This is a genomic window from Paraburkholderia diazotrophica (genome assembly GCF_900108945.1).
GTDB classification, from domain to species: domain Bacteria; phylum Pseudomonadota; class Gammaproteobacteria; order Burkholderiales; family Burkholderiaceae; genus Paraburkholderia; species Paraburkholderia diazotrophica.
This window is the reverse complement of record NZ_FNYE01000002.1, coordinates 328793-343201: the sequence shown is the minus strand read 5'-3', so window position 1 is coordinate 343201 and position 14409 is coordinate 328793. Positions and strand designations below refer to the sequence as shown.

At 63.6% G+C, this 14409-nt stretch carries 13 protein-coding genes; 7 read left to right on the top strand and 6 right to left on the bottom strand.

Features of this window, described 5'->3' with window-relative positions; genetic code table 11:
• Positions 1–66: 66 nt before the first annotated feature.
• Positions 67–450: a nuclear transport factor 2 family protein gene (locus BMW76_RS04260; protein WP_090863346.1), complete on the bottom strand. Its 384-nt coding sequence runs from the start codon at positions 448–450 to the stop codon at positions 67–69.
• Between the two features lie 44 nt (positions 451–494).
• Positions 495–1058 (bottom strand): acyloxyacyl hydrolase, encoded by a 564-nt coding sequence (locus BMW76_RS04255; RefSeq protein ID WP_090863343.1) that lies wholly within the window; start codon positions 1056–1058, stop codon positions 495–497.
• Positions 1059–1412: 354 nt separating this feature from the next.
• Here BMW76_RS04255 and rpoH point away from each other — a divergent pair, with 354 nt between their 5' ends.
• The 7 genes from rpoH to BMW76_RS04215 all read left to right on the top strand — a co-directional run bounded on the left by rpoH (position 1413) and on the right by BMW76_RS04215 (position 7663).
• On the top strand, positions 1413–2348 hold the full coding sequence (gene rpoH, locus BMW76_RS04250) for an RNA polymerase sigma factor RpoH (RefSeq protein ID WP_090863340.1): 936 nt from the start codon (positions 1413–1415) through the stop codon (positions 2346–2348).
• Positions 2349–2666: 318 nt separating this feature from the next.
• The gene (gene cydP, locus BMW76_RS04245; protein WP_090863337.1) at positions 2667–2927 is read left to right on the top strand and encodes a cytochrome oxidase putative small subunit CydP; all 261 of its coding nucleotides are present in this window, start codon (positions 2667–2669) and stop codon (positions 2925–2927) included.
• On the top strand, positions 2917–4506 hold the full coding sequence (locus tag BMW76_RS04240) for a cytochrome ubiquinol oxidase subunit I (protein WP_090863328.1): 1590 nt from the start codon (positions 2917–2919) through the stop codon (positions 4504–4506). Before cydP ends, BMW76_RS04240 begins: the two co-directional genes overlap by 11 nt.
• A gap of 43 nt (positions 4507–4549) precedes the next feature.
• Entirely contained in the window at positions 4550–5686 is a 1137-nt protein-coding gene (gene cydB, locus BMW76_RS04235) for a cytochrome d ubiquinol oxidase subunit II (protein ID WP_090863326.1), read from the top strand.
• 27 nt (positions 5687–5713) lie between these two features.
• Positions 5714–5827 (top strand): cytochrome bd-I oxidase subunit CydX, encoded by a 114-nt coding sequence (cydX, locus tag BMW76_RS04230; protein ID WP_090863323.1) that lies wholly within the window; start codon positions 5714–5716, stop codon positions 5825–5827.
• A gap of 424 nt (positions 5828–6251) precedes the next feature.
• Positions 6252–7277 (top strand): hypothetical protein, encoded by a 1026-nt coding sequence (locus BMW76_RS04220; protein WP_090863317.1) that lies wholly within the window; start codon positions 6252–6254, stop codon positions 7275–7277.
• Positions 7278–7288: 11 nt separating this feature from the next.
• Positions 7289–7663 carry a hypothetical protein gene (locus tag BMW76_RS04215; RefSeq protein WP_090863314.1) on the top strand — a complete coding sequence of 125 codons (375 nt, stop codon included), beginning with the start codon at positions 7289–7291 and terminating at the stop codon, positions 7661–7663.
• 141 nt (positions 7664–7804) lie between these two features.
• On the opposite strand, the gene nagE is transcribed toward BMW76_RS04215, so the two are convergent.
• The 4 genes from nagE to nagA all read right to left on the bottom strand — a co-directional run bounded on the left by nagE (position 7805) and on the right by nagA (position 14385).
• Entirely contained in the window at positions 7805–9571 is a 1767-nt protein-coding gene (gene nagE, locus BMW76_RS04210; RefSeq protein ID WP_090863311.1) for an N-acetylglucosamine-specific PTS transporter subunit IIBC, read from the bottom strand.
• A 108-nt stretch (positions 9572–9679) separates the two neighbouring features.
• Positions 9680–12268: a phosphoenolpyruvate--protein phosphotransferase gene (gene ptsP / locus BMW76_RS04205; protein WP_090863614.1), complete on the bottom strand. Its 2589-nt coding sequence runs from the start codon at positions 12266–12268 to the stop codon at positions 9680–9682.
• 13 nt (positions 12269–12281) lie between these two features.
• Complete coding sequence (locus BMW76_RS04200; protein ID WP_090863308.1) at positions 12282–13289, bottom strand: SIS domain-containing protein; 1008 nt, start codon at positions 13287–13289, stop codon at positions 12282–12284.
• Positions 13282–14385 (bottom strand): N-acetylglucosamine-6-phosphate deacetylase, encoded by a 1104-nt coding sequence (gene nagA, locus BMW76_RS04195; RefSeq protein WP_090863305.1) that lies wholly within the window; start codon positions 14383–14385, stop codon positions 13282–13284. The genes BMW76_RS04200 and nagA overlap by 8 nt, the downstream gene beginning before the upstream one ends.
• Positions 14386–14409: the final 24 nt, after the last annotated feature.

Here is a 14409-nt window from a genome sequence, read left to right as displayed (position 1 = left end):
ACCGCGGCGCACACGGCCCGCTCACGAGGCGGCGCCGTCAGTAACAGAGTGATTGCGCGATCCGCGTCACTCGATTGCGCAACGCGTCGCTTGCCAGGCGATCAGCCGCCACCTTCCGTCTTCCTGCGCCTGAATTGCGGTGTAAGCGATCGGAAAGAGCAGCGCGCCGCTGTTGGCCTCCATCTCGATCAGCGCGCGCCCCGTGACCACGCACGTCTCGCGGCCGACGGGCAGCACATCCTGCGACTGGATCTCGATCTGCCGATAGCGGCGGCGTCCGGCCGTGATCGCGTCGATGAACTGCTGCTTCGACTCGCGCTTGCCGTTCGTGTGGACGTAAATGACGTTGTCGGAGAGCAGCGCGTCGAGCTGCTGCCCATTGCCTTCGACCATCGCGCGAAAGCGATCGCGCTCCAGCCCGCGAATCGCCTCGATCACTTTTGCCGCCATTGCGTTCGCCCCCAGGACGACAGGGCCTGCAACGGCGGCCGTCGTCAGAAGTTGTACTGCACGTAAACCTGGTGGAAATTTATACCAGGATTCGGCTCTTTGATACCGCCGTTCGAGACATGCTGAAAACGATAGCCAAGCTCATACTGCTGATGCGAGCCGAATTGCGCGCCCGCGCCCACCATGTCGGCGAACTGGAACGCGGAGCCCAACGAGAAGGTCGAAGAAATTCGCGGACTGGTCAGCACGCGCACGCCGACGCCCGCCTCGACGAACGGCCGGAACGCTCCCGAGCCCTTGATGAACCGCACAATGGGCGTGACGCCGAATTCGCCGATGTTGTTGTGGACGTTGCCTTCGTCCGTATGCCACCACGCGGCGTGCGCCTCGCCGATCAGCGCGAAGTGCCAGCCGCCGATTTCCCACCAGGTCAGATTCGGGTCCCAGACGAAGCCCAGATCGAGCTTGCGCACATGGTGATCGCCGAGGCCGCTTGCAATCTGCATGCCCAACTGGTCCGCCAAAGCGGACTCGCACACGCCCAAAAACGCCACCGCTGCAGCGCACCTAAGTACCAGACCACACCAAGCCTTGTTCTTTTCTTCCATCGTGTGTCCACTGAGATTTCAGGGTTGAGCGGCAAAGCTCGCGCAGCGACATTTTAGAGACGGCAGCAATTATCGGACCCTTTAAAAACAACCGAAAAGTCGCAAATAACTGGTTCCGTTTCTGAAAAAATCTTACTGATGATTGCGATTTCCTGCTTCAGGCGATGGATGCTACGCGTTCGGTAGAGAACTAGCAGACGAGGTACAATACTATTGACATGTGAATTTCGATAGGCGATTGGGAACTTGGATATCCCTATGGGCTCTAAGTATTAGCACTCTGCATACGAGAGTGCTAACATCCATCGTGGTCTGGCTTTGCCATACTTTTGTCTGAATAAAGGAGTTTGCTACGTGAGCAACACATTGACCCTTCCGAGTACTCTGAGCCCGTCGTCGGCCAAGGCCGGTTCGGCAGGTGCGCTGACGCTCTCGCATGCTTCTCTTCTGCCCGGCCAGCTGGGCAATATCGACGCCTACATCCAGGCCGTGAACCGGATTCCGATGCTGACGCCGGCAGAAGAGCGCCAGTTCGCCACCGAATACCGCGAGCACAACAACTTGGACGCCGCGCGCCGGCTCGTCCTGTCGCATTTGCGACTGGTCGTGTCGATCGCGCGCAACTACCTCGGGTATGGTCTGCCGCACTCCGACCTGATCCAGGAAGGCAACATCGGCCTGATGAAGGCCGTGAAGCGCTTCGACCCGGAGCAGAACGTGCGCCTCGTGTCGTACGCGATGCACTGGATCAAGGCTGAGATCCACGAATACATCCTGCGCAACTGGCGCACGGTGAAAGTGGCGACGACCAAGGCGCAACGCAAGCTGTTCTTCAACCTGCGCAGCCACAAGCAAGGGTTGCAGTCGTTCACGCCTGACGAGATCGACGGTCTCGCGAAAGAGCTGAACGTGAAGCGCGAGGAAGTGGCCGAGATGGAAACGCGTCTGTCGGGCGGCGATATCGCGCTCGAAGGACAGGTCGAGGACGGCGAAGAAGCATTCGCCCCGATCGCCTACCTGGCCGATTCGCACAACGAGCCGACAGCCGTGCTGGCTGCGCGCCAGCGCGACCGCCTGCAAAGCGACGGTATCGCGAGCGCGCTGGAGTCGCTCGATCCGCGCAGCCGCCGCATCATCGAAGCGCGCTGGCTGCAAGTGGAAGACGACGGGTCGGGCGGCTCGACGCTGCACGAACTCGCCGACGAATTCGGCGTGTCGGCTGAGCGCATCCGTCAGATCGAAGCAAGCGCGATGAAGAAGATGCGCACCGCGCTAGCCGAGTATGCGTAACGTCGGAGAAACAGTCATAGAAGCATCGGGCGGCTGAAAGCCGCATCGAACCTCCGCCGAGCCCTGCCTTTCGAAAGAAGGCAGGGCTTTTTGTTTGGCATCGTCAGAAGCTGCATCACCGCGAGTCACCGGCGAGCGCTCGCCTTGACCTGATGCGGAAGGTGGCCTATTAGTGGTGAAGCATTGCCGGGCTCGCGACGCGATGACGCGCCTCCAACCGACAGACTATTCCTACAATCGTTATGCATGCGCCAGTGCGGCTGTCTCCGGCGCTGGGTCCTGCCGGAGCATCCGGCGCGGTGTCGTTGCCAATCGATCATGGCCATAACGCTCAATCATAGGAATCCTTCACGCCGCGCGCTCAGCAGCCGCATCGTCGCGTGGGCCCGCGGCCCGACCTTCGCACGCGATATCGCGATCGTCCTCGCCGTCAAATTCGCGCTTCTGCTCGCGCTCAAGCTCGCGTTCTTCGATCATCCGCAGGCGCAGCACATGTCACTGCCGCCCGCGCAGGTCGCCCAGGCACTGCTCTCCGTGCCCGTCTCGCCTCCCTCCCAAGGTGACAACCATGCCCGCTAGCGATGTCGTCGACCTTTCGCGTCTGCAATTCGCCGTTACGGCCCTGTATCACTTTCTCTTCGTACCGTTGACGCTCGGACTGTCGTGGCTGCTCGTCATCATGGAGAGCGTCTACGTGATGACGGCCAAGCCGATCTACAAGGACATGACGCAGTTCTGGGGCAAGCTGTTCGGCATCAACTTCGCGATGGGCGTCACCACAGGGCTCACGCTCGAATTCCAGTTCGGCACCAACTGGTCGTACTACTCGCACTATGTCGGCGACATCTTCGGCGTGCCGCTCGCCGTCGAAGGGCTGATGGCGTTCTTTCTCGAATCGACCTTCGTCGGGCTGTTTTTCTTCGGCTGGAACCGGCTGTCCCGCGTCCAGCATCTGATGGTCACGTTTCTCGTCGCGCTCGGCTCGAATCTGTCCGCGCTCTGGATTCTCATCGCGAACGGCTGGATGAATAATCCCGTCGGCGCCGAGTTCAACTACGAGACGATGCGCATGGAACTGTCGAGTCTCTTCGCCGTGATCTTCAACCCCGTCGCGCAGGTGAAGTTCGTGCACACGGTATCGGCGGGTTATGTGACGGCGTCGATGTTCGTGCTCGGCTTGTCGTCGTGGTATCTGCTCAAGCGCCGCGATACCGAATTTGCGTTGCGCTCGTTCGCAATCGCAGCGGGATTCGGCCTCGCGTCGACACTGTGCGTAATCGTGCTCGGCGACGAATCGGGCTACACGACGGGCGAAGTCCAGCAGATGAAACTCGCCGCGATCGAATCGGAATGGGAAACGGCACCGCCGCCCGCGCCGTTCACGATCTTCGGCATCCCGAATCAGCAGGAAGAACGCACCGACTACGCGCTGCGTGTGCCCTACGCGCTCGGCATCATCGCGACGCGTTCGCTCGACGAACCCGTCGTCGGGCTCAAGGATCTGATGGCGCGCAACGAAGCGCACATCAGGAACGGCATGATCGCGTACGGCGCGCTGCAAAAGATCAAGCAGGGCGATACGAGCGACGAAACGCGCGCGTCGTTCGACGCGCACAAGCAGGACCTCGGCTACGGCCTGATGCTCAAGCAGTTCACGCGGAACGTCACCGACGCCTCGGCTGATCAGATCAAGCAGGCTGCGAAGAAAACGGTCCCGCCCGTCCTGCCCGTGTTCTGGTCGTTCCGGCTGATGGTCGGCCTCGGCCTGCTGTTCCTCGCGACATTCGTGCTCGCGTTCTTCTTCTGCGCGCAGCGCACGCTGCTGCGCGACAACCGTCGCTGGTTCCTGCGCTGGGCCGTGTGGGCGATTCCGCTGCCGTGGCTGGCGGCGGAATTCGGCTGGGTCGTCGCCGAACTGGGACGCCAGCCGTGGACCATCGCGGGCATTCTGCCGACGTCGCTGTCCGCCTCGAGTCTGACGGCCGGCGATCTGTATCTGAGCCTCGCCGGATTCGTCGTGTTCTACACCGCGCTCTTCATCATCGAGATCACGCTGATGTTCAAGTATGCGCGGCTCGGTCCGTCGTCGTTGCACACGGGTCGCTATCACCACGAGCGGACCGAGACGACGACGGTCGGCGCGAACACGGCCGCATGAGCATGAACGGCATCGAGACGCTTGCATCACGGGACATGACGCCATGGATTACGCAACTCTCAAACTGATCTGGTGGGCGCTCATCGGCGTACTGCTGATCGGCTTCGCGCTCACCGATGGCTTCGACATGGGCGCGGGCATGCTGCTGCCGTTCATCGGCAAAACGGACGCGGAGCGGCGCATCGTCGTCAATACCGTCGGCGCGACGTGGGAAGGCAACCAGGTGTGGCTCATCACGGCTGGCGGCGCGATGTTCGCCGCGTGGCCGCTCGTTTATGCCGCGTCGTTCTCGGGCTTCTACTTCGCGATGCTGCTCGTGCTGTTCGCGCTGTTCTTCCGACCCGTCGGCTTCGACTACCGGGGCAAGCGCGACAACCCACGCTGGCGCAGCGCGTGGGACTGGGCGCTGTTCGCGGGCGGCTTCGTGCCCGCGCTGGTCTTCGGCGTCGCGTTCGGCAACCTGCTGCAAGGCGTGCCGTTCGCGTTCGATCAGGAACTGCGCGTCACCTATCACGGCAGCTTCATCGCGCTGCTCAACCCGTTTGCGCTGCTGTGCGGACTGTTGAGCGTGTCGATGCTCGCGGCGCACGGCGCGGCGTTCGTGAAGATGAAAGCGGATGGCATCGTCGCGCGGCGCGCGTCCGTCGCGTTGCGCATCGCGTCGCTCGTCGCCGTCTCGCTGTTTCTGATCGCGGGCGTGCTGATCGCGACGCTGATCGGCGGCTATCAGATCATCGAACCGGCCCCGCTCGATACCGTCGCGAATCCGCTGCTGAAAAACGTAATCGGCGCGCCGGGCCTGTGGCTCATGAACTACTCGCTGTATCCGTGGATGACTGCGGCGCCTTTGGCCGGCATCATCGGTGGCGTGCTCGCGCTGGTGCTCGCAAGCTCGCGCTTCGAGCGCACGGCGTTTCTGTCGACATCACTGATGGTGATCGGCGTGATCCTGACGGCGGGCTTCTCGATGTTTCCGTTCATCATGCCGTCGTCGCTGGATGGACGCAGCAGCCTCACTGTCTGGGATTCGACATCGAGTCAGATGACACTGCAGATCATGCTTATCGCCGTGATCGTGTTTCTGCCCGTCGTGCTCATTTACACAAGCTGGGTGTATCGCGTGATGCGCGGCAAAGTGACGGCCGAAGCAATCGAGCAGAACCATCACTCGATGTACTGACGCACGACTCGAAAAGAGGAGCCGACCATGTGGTACTTCAGCTGGATTCTCGGGATTGGTCTCGCGCTCGCGTTCGGCATCATCAACGTGATGTGGCTCGAAGCGAACCATGCCGTCGATGGCGACGCGAACGAGCGTTGAGCTGGCGGAGCGGCGTGGGTAAAGCCGTAGCTTCCGTTATCGTCTCATGACCTCGACACACTGAAAATCTGGCAGCCTCGCGCACTGCCATAGACGCTCGTTTCATGATCCTTGCCGAGCGTGCGCATGCACACACTGTCGCGAACAGTGTCGAAGCGGCCTATCACCGCCCCGATCTGCTTGAACAGAGACGCGCCATGATGGAAGCGCGGGCACGCTATGTCCGCAACATCCAACGAGATGCAGCCCCAACGGCCAAGCACATCTTGTGTCATAAATTGTCGTGGCGCACTTTTCCTCCCCGCTTCCGTGCTAGGTATACCCGCCCTTCATATAACGAGAGGAGGTCGGATGTCGTTTTATCTTGCCATCGAGCACTGCTCGCGTAGCGAACTGGCCGGTATGCGGTGCTGTGGGCGGATGTATGTCGTATAACTCGCTTCATGTGCCACTGGGCATTGGGACGTGGCAATGCACGCTCGTGCTCGCACGGGAATATTATCGGCATGGTAGTGGCTACTGGGATGCCTTCGCCGACTGGGGCACGCGCCGGGAGCGCGAACGCGAAATCGAAGATGACAGGCGCACCTTCAACCGGTATTTCCGTCCCAATTACGATTTCCGGCGGACGAGTGCCCCGGATATCGACGCAATCCGATCATTCCTGACCGATCACCTGAACGTCGTCCATTGGGACCTGCCGACCGATAACGCGGCTATCGAGCGTGCGCTCAAACGCGCCGTGCGCGACGGAATGATTGTGCCGGTCATCAACCGCGACTGGCGCTCACTTCCGATGACTTTCAGGCCTACGCCCGCGCCGCTGCGCTGGCCGGCGGCGTCAGGCGGTGGCGTGTTCGGCAGCGGTGGCGGCACGACGTGGGCCGTCTTCAGGAATGCGGGGCCGGGACCTTTGGTATGGGACGGCGAGCCAGTCCTGAGGGGACCATATGATCCGTCTACAGTAGAGGCGCAGTTGAAGGCCGCGCGCGCCGCGTTGAGCACTGCGAGCAGGAACGACGACGGCGGCGATGACGGCCTCAGCCTGCCCGGGGCATTCGAAGCTGTGGCCGGGACCGTGCTCGGCGGCGATTCGGGCCCGAATGATGGTGGCGACGGTACATCCGACTTGGCAAAGAGCCTGACCGACGGCTCCGATGCTGACGTCGAAACATCGACGCCGCTCAGCGATGCACAGCCGTTCGAGTACAGCGCCGATCAACTGTCGGGTGACACGACAGAATTGGCCGGAATCCCGTTTGACGGTGTACCCAATACGTGGGTAGAGAATGCGCCCGAGAAAAAGAAGCAATGGCGGATGTATGGCTTAGACGGCACGCCAGCCGTTGACATTGACTTTGACGACCACCACGGCCAACCAGACCCTCACGCCCACAACTGGGACGACCAAGGCCGCGACCACGGCTGGCCGGTTTCCATACTTCCCTAGGACACCTTTCCATGACGATCACAGATGCACTGGAACAGTTCGGCGGCTTTCACGACTGGTACCTGGACGTTATTGCGACGAGCAAGGAGGGCGGAGCCAATACGCCGAACACGCTGATACTTGGGCTATGCGATCAAAGCCGACGGGCGACCGTTACCTTTTGCGGTGTGACGCGCGCGAGCATCGTTGACGGTGGATTGCTGAACATCGTCAATTCTATCGAGGTGTTGACGGTCGGCAACGCGGCATACCCCGCTGCAATCGCGATGCTGAAAAAATCCGCGCATTTCGGGACGCATAGCGCGAACCATATTGCCTACCTCTTTTCAACTGTCGGCGCAGAAATAGCCGTCGAGTTTGACTCGCTCAAAATTGAGCCGTCGTGACACGGAGAACCGACCGCCCTCACGCAGTTGCACTTCGGCGAATTCACGGTAGGACATGCACCCGCGCTGGGCGCACAACGCAAATCGGCGCCCCAAGGGGCGCCGATTATTTACCGCAAGACGCTTAGACTGCCATGAGCATCAAGCCGTAGCCGTCAAACGCGTCGACAGTTGCTGCGCGTAACGCTGCGCCGAATCGCCGACGACGATATGGAACGTATCCGTCGAGACCCAGGCGACGTTCAGCGTATCGAGACGCTGACGATCGACAGCCGACGGATCGCGCACGACGATGCGCAGACGCGTCGCCGCTACTGCTTCGAGCGAGACGATATTCGTCGCGCCGCCGAACACGGCGAGCCAGCGCAGCGGGTCCGGATCGAGCGGACCGTTGCCCGCCGCAGGGAAAGCATCGGCAACCGTAGCCGTGTTGCCCGCCGAAGCAGCCGAAGCAGTCGAAACGACAGTTGTCACCGCTTCGCCGCTCGCGATCGTTGCGCGGATTTCATCGGCGATGATGTCCGCTTCCGGCCCGATGATGACCTGCACTGCGCCCCCGCCGCGCTTCAATACGCCGCGCGCACCGATCGACTTCAGTTCGTTCTCCGACACCTTGTCCGCATGGACAACCGACAGACGCAGACGCGTCGTGCACGCATCGACCACCGACAGATTTGCCGCACCGCCCAGTGCAGCGATATAGCGCTGCGCGCGCGTCGACGACGTTGCCGCTGCGCCTTCGACGGGCGCCACGTAACCGGCCGATGCGTACGATTCGGTGGCAGCATCCGCCGTTTCCGACTCGCGGCCCGGCGTCGCCATGTTGAACTTGCGGATGAAGAAGCGGAACAGACCGTAGTACACGACGGCATACGCAAGGCCGATGGGAATCGCTTCCCAGCCCTTCGTCGACAGGCCGTAGTTCAGCACGTAGTCGATCGCGCCCGCCGAGAACGTGAAGCCGAGCTTGATGCCGAGCGCCGAGCAGATCGCGAGCGACAGGCCCGTCAGCACCGCGTGAATCGCATAGAGCACAGGAGCGAGGAACATGAAGCTGAATTCGATCGGCTCCGTCACGCCCGTGAGGAACGACGTCAGCGCCATCGAGAACAGCAGGCCGCCGACCACCGCGCGGCGCTCCTTCGGCGCTTCATGGAGCATCGCGAGACACGCGGCCGGCAGACCGAACATCATGATCGGGAAGAAGCCCGTCATGAACGTGCCCGCCGTCGGGTCGCCCGCGAAGAAGCGGTGCAGGTCGCCCGTCACAGCCGCGCCGCCCGGCGGCGTGAACGTGCCGAATACGAACCATGCGAGCGAGTTCAGGATGTGATGCAGGCCCGTGACGAGCAGCAGACGGTTCAGCAAACCGAACACGAATGCGCCGATCGCGCCTGCCGTCGTCAGCCAGTGGCCGGCGGCGTCGATTGCACCCTGCACAGGCGCCCACGCGTATCCGAAGACTATGCCCAACACCAGACACGCGACCCCGGTGACGATCGGCACGAAGCGCTTGCCGCCGAAGAACGCGAGGTAGTCGGGCAGCTTGATGTCCTTGTACCGGTTGTACAGCATCCCCGCGACGATGCCGGCGATGATCCCCGACAGCACGCCCATGTTCAGCTTGTCGTTGATGTCCTTCATCACGGCGACTTCGATCAGATAGCCGATCGCGCCCGCCAGCGCCGCAACGCCGTTATTGTCCTTCGCGAAGCCGACAGCGACGCCGATCGCGAACAGAAGCGGCAGGTTGTCGAAGATCGCGCCGCCGGCATCGGCGATCATCTTGATGTTGAACACATCGGGCTGACCGAGGCGCAACAGCAGGCCGGCCACGGGCAGTACCGCAATCGGCAGCATCAGTGCGCGGCCAAGGCGCTGAATCTTCAGAAACGGATTCCCATCCATTGATACCTCCACTCCTTTGTCTCGTGTAATAGAGTCGTTGCTTTATTTGCAGGTTGAAATGTCGAGCCGACGGGCTCTGTCCGAAGACGAATCGCGCTTGCCGCGCGATCAGTCCTGCGGCCAGAGTTCGCGGCTCAGGGCTCTTACCGCTTGTGCCGATTCGAGCGCCAGAGCGTCCTGCGCGCGCTGACGGCACAGCTGATAATCGAGTTTGCGCACACGCGCCTTGATGCCCGGCACGGACACGGGATCGACGGACAACTCAGTCACGCCGAGGCCGACGAGCAGCGGCACCGCGAGCGGATCGCCGGCAAGCGCGCCGCACACGCCGACCCACTTGCCATGCTTCTGCGCGCCCTGCACCGCGACCGAAATGAGGCGCAGCACTGCCGGATGCAAACCGTCCGCTTGGGCGGCGAGATCGGCCTGGCAGCGGTCCATCGCGAGCGTGTATTGCGTGAGATCGTTCGTGCCGATCGACAGGAAATCCGCGTGCTTCGACAGCTGATCGGACAGCAGCGCAGCCGACGGCACTTCGATCATCACGCCGACTTCGATCTTGTCGGTGCGGCCGCTTTCGGCGGCAAGCTCGTCGATCCGCTTGCGCAGACGCACGAGCTCACCCACGTCCGTCACCATCGGAAACATGATGCGCACCTTGCCCGCCGGCTGAACGGCGAGCAGGCCGCGCAGCTGGTCTTCGAGCAGATCGGGACGCACCTGAGCGAGACGGACGCCGCGCAGGCCGAGCGCCGGATTCGGCTCGGGCGGCAGCGTCAGATAATCGACTTCCTTGTCCGCGCCGACGTCGAGCGTGCGGATGATAGCCGTGCGGCCTTGCAGCGCGTCGACGATCGACTGATAGCTCTGACGATGCTCGTCGACGGTCGGCGCCGCCTGGCGATGGATGAACAGCAGTTCCGTGCGCAGCAGGCCGATGGCATCCGCGCCGTTTTCGACTGCGGCCGTCGCATCGTCGAGCGTTGCGATGTTGGCGGCCACTTCGATCGCGCGGCCGTCGCTCGTCGCGGCCGCTTGCTGCGACGTGCGGCGATTCGCTTCGCGCACGCCGGCAAGACGCTGGCGTTCGGTGCGCGCGCGTTCGATATCGAGCGCGCTCGGCGCGTACTCCAGACGGCCCGCCGTCGCATCGACCACGACCTGGGTGCCGTCGGCAATCGTATGCAGCGCGTCGCCCAGTGCCACGATCGCGGGAATACCCGCCTGACGCGCGATGATCGCCGCGTGCGACGTCGCGCCGCCGCGCGCCATCACGAGCGCCGTGACGCGCGTGCGATCCAGCGACGACAGATCCGACGGCGTGAATTCATCTGCGCTCAGCACGGCCTCGTCGGGCAGCGAGCGCGCAGCCGCGTTCGAGTAGCCGAGCGCGCGCAGCACACGCTTCTCGATGTCGCGCAAATCGGCGGCACGCTCGGCGAGCAGCGCATCGTCGACCTTCGACAGCACGTCGATTTGCGCGCGAATGGTCTCGCGCCACGCGAAGCCCGCGCTCTTGCCGAGGCTGATCAGATCGCGCGCCGCGTCGATCAGCGTCGGGTCTTCGAGCAGCACGCGATGCACCGCGAAAATGCCCGCTTCGCCATGCGCGCCGCGTTGCGAAGCATCGCGCACGGTCGTGTTCAGTTCAGCATCGACGGCGGCGAGTGCCTTGTCGAGTTGGCGGCTCTCGGCGGCGGGCGTGTTGCCCGTCGTCTCTGGCGGATCGATGTCGGCGTCGTCCCAGCGCACGAGCTTGCCCACGGCAATGCCGGGCGCCGCGCACACGCCCGCGAGCGTGTCCGGCGCAAGCGGCGCGCCGCCTGCAGCAGGCGCGACCGCGACGGGCACGGGCGACATCTCGCGCGCCGGCTTTTCTTCCGCTTCGCCGTGTGCCTCGCGCGTCAGTTCGCGCGCGACGGCTTCGACGGCGGCCGCAGCCTGCGCGCCGATGCCGACGATCTCGACCGTCGCGCCCTGCCCCGCGCCCAGCCCCAGCAAACCGACGACGCTTTCGATCGCCGCCTTCTTGCCCTCGAAGCGCACTTCGACGCGCGCATCGAGACCGCGCGCCGCTTCGCGCGCACGCGCCGCCGGACGCGCATGCAGGCCGCCCGCATGCGTCAGCACGATCGATTGACGCGCTTCTTCGCTGACGCTCGACGCCTCGCGCGATGCCGCGACCGCATGGCCGTCTCGCGCACGCAGCGTCAGCAGCGGCGATTCGCCTGCCTTCAGCGTGCCGCTTTCGGCGCGCTCGACGATCTCGAACGCATCGGAATTCGCAATCGCAACAACCGACACGAGGCTCGGCGCATTGCGCGCGACCGTATCCTGGTCAAACTCGATCAGCACGTCGCCCTTGCGCACCTTCGCACCCTGTTCGACCATCGGCGCGAAACCGTTGCCGTTCAGCTCGACGGTGTCAATGCCGATATGCAGCAGCACTTCGGCGCCTTCTTCCGTCGTGATCGTGACGGCATGACCCGTGCGCGCGAGATGCATCACGACGCCGTCGCACGGCGCGACGAGCTTGCCTTCCAGTGGATCAATGCCGATTCCATCGCCGAACATGCCGCCTGAAAACACGGGATCTGGCACGCTCGCGAGCGGGACGACGGGCCCCGTCATCGGCGCTAGCAGAACAATTTGGCCTTCGGAATGGCTCTTCAAAACGGACTCCTCGACACGTCGCATCTGCATCTCTCGCTCAGTGAGTTTCGGTGACTTTCATCAGATGGCGCGGCGCATCGGGATCGCGTCCGCGGGCGGCGGCAAGACCGGCAGCCATCACGTAGAAAGAAAGGATTGCGGCAATCGGATCGAGCGCGGCATGCTCCGTCGATACGAGCGGCAATGCGGCTTCGGGCACGTCGCCGGGCGCGGAGAGCAGTACGCGCGCGCCGCGCGCCTGCATGTCGCGCGCGAGCTGCAGCAGGCCCGCCTGCTCCGGTCCGCGCGGCGCGAACATGAGCAGCGGATAGTCACGGTCGATCAGTTCCATCGGACCGTGACGCACTTCGGCGCTCGAAAACGCCTCGGCCTGAATGCCCGACGTTTCCTTCAGCTTCAGCGCCGCTTCCTGCGCAATCGCGAGACCGAGGCCGCGGCCGATCACGATCATCCGTTCTACATCGCGCAGTTCTTCGACAGCCTTCGACCAGTCGAGCGCGCCCGCGCGCGCGAGCGCATCGGGCAGCGACTTCAGTGCGCCGAGCAGCGCTTCGTCCTTTTGCCAGTGCGCGACGAGTTGCGCGGAGACGGACAGCATCGCGATGTAGCTCTTCGTGGCCGCGACGCTCAGTTCGGGACCGGCGACGAGGGGCAGATAGAACTCGCATGCTGCTTCGAGCGGCGAGCCGGGGACGTTGACGGCGGCCACGGTCAGCGCGCCCGCGTCGCGCAGCGCCTGCATCGTGCCGACGAGATCGGGGCTCTTGCCCGATTGCGAAAAACCGAGCGCAAGCTGGCCGCGCACTTTCAGCGGCGCCTGCTGGAGCGTCGCGACCGACATCGGCAGCGACGCGACGGGCAGACCGATGCGGCTCATCGTCAGCGATGCGAAGTAACTCGCTGCGTGATCCGAACTGCCGCGCGCGACCGTCAGCGCGACGTGGCGCGGCTCTTGCACGAGCCGTGCCGCGAGCGCTTCCACACGCGACGTATCGTTGAGTTGCGCGGCGACCACGTCGGCGGACGCCAGCGCTTCCTTAAGCATATTCGACAATCGATTCTCCTTCGACGTAGGTCGCCGTCAGCGCCAGCTCACGGTCGAACACGACGACATCGGCCCACGCGCCACGCGTGAGTCGGCCGCGGTCTTCGAGGCCGAGATAGTCGGCGGCGTAACGCGACATACGGTTTGAAACGTCGGCCATCGGCAGGCCGAGCGATACGAGGTTGCGCAGCGCCTGATCCATCGTCAGCGTGCTGCCGGCGAGCGTGCCGTCGGCAAGGCGCACGCCGCCGAGACATTTCGTGACGTGCTGGCTGCCGAGGCGGTATTCGCCATCGGGCATGCCCGTCGCCGACGTGCTGTCCGTCACCACGTAGAGACGCGGAATCGCGCGCATCGCGGCGCGGATCGCGCCCGGATGGACGTGCAGCAGGTCGGGAATGATTTCCGCGTATTCGGCATGCGCCAGCGCTGCACCGACCATGCCCGGATTGCGGTGATGCAGCGGCGACATCGCGTTAAACAGGTGCGTGAAGCTGCGCGCGCCGTGTTTCATCGCGGCGACGGCGTCGTCGTAGGTGCCGAGCGAGTGGCCGAGCTGCACGCGCACGCCGCGCGCGGCGATCTCCGAGATGATGTCCATGTGGCCGGAGATTTCCGGCGCGATCGTGACGACGCGGATCGGCGCAATCGACAGATACTTCAGCACTTCGTCGAGCACCGCCGACACGGCCGCGTCAGGCTGCGCGCCGAGCTTGCCGGGATTGATGTACGGTCCTTCGAGATGCACGCCGAGCACGCGCGAGCCGCCCGGCACGCGATTGCGCGCGACGTCGCCGAGGCCGGCCACGACGCTCATCAGTTCGTCGCGCGGCGCGGTCATCGTCGTCGCGAGCAGGCTCGTCGTGCCGCAGCGCGCGTGCGTGCGCGTGATCGCCTCGATCGCGTTGCCCGCTTCCATCACGTCGGCGCCGCCGCCGCCATGCACGTGCAGGTCGATGAAGCCTGGCAGGATGTACGGCGCGTCGTTCGTCGACGGATCGACGGCGTTGCCGTTGATCGCCTTGATGCGGCCGTTTTCGAATTCGATCGTGCCGTGGATCCAGCCTTCGGGGGTAAGTATGTTTCCGGTCAGCATGAGTCTCTCTGATGTTGCGTTATC

Coding starts and splice junctions, on each gene's coding strand:
- BMW76_RS04260 (WP_090863346.1), bottom strand. CDS start 450: ATGGCGGCAAAAGTGATCGAGGCGATTCGCGGGCTGGAGCGCGATCGC.
- BMW76_RS04255 (WP_090863343.1), bottom strand. CDS start 1,058: ATGGAAGAAAAGAACAAGGCTTGGTGTGGTCTGGTACTTAGGTGCGCT.
- cydP (WP_090863337.1), top strand. CDS start 2,667: ATGGCCATAACGCTCAATCATAGGAATCCTTCACGCCGCGCGCTCAGC.
- BMW76_RS04240 (WP_090863328.1), top strand. CDS start 2,917: ATGCCCGCTAGCGATGTCGTCGACCTTTCGCGTCTGCAATTCGCCGTT.
- cydB (WP_090863326.1), top strand. CDS start 4,550: ATGGATTACGCAACTCTCAAACTGATCTGGTGGGCGCTCATCGGCGTA.
- cydX (WP_090863323.1), top strand. CDS start 5,714: ATGTGGTACTTCAGCTGGATTCTCGGGATTGGTCTCGCGCTCGCGTTC.
- BMW76_RS04220 (WP_090863317.1), top strand. CDS start 6,252: ATGTCGTATAACTCGCTTCATGTGCCACTGGGCATTGGGACGTGGCAA.
- BMW76_RS04215 (WP_090863314.1), top strand. CDS start 7,289: ATGACGATCACAGATGCACTGGAACAGTTCGGCGGCTTTCACGACTGG.
- nagE (WP_090863311.1), bottom strand. CDS start 9,571: ATGGATGGGAATCCGTTTCTGAAGATTCAGCGCCTTGGCCGCGCACTG.
- ptsP (WP_090863614.1), bottom strand. CDS start 12,268: ATGCGACGTGTCGAGGAGTCCGTTTTGAAGAGCCATTCCGAAGGCCAA.
- BMW76_RS04200 (WP_090863308.1), bottom strand. CDS start 13,289: ATGCTTAAGGAAGCGCTGGCGTCCGCCGACGTGGTCGCCGCGCAACTC.
- nagA (WP_090863305.1), bottom strand. CDS start 14,385: ATGCTGACCGGAAACATACTTACCCCCGAAGGCTGGATCCACGGCACG.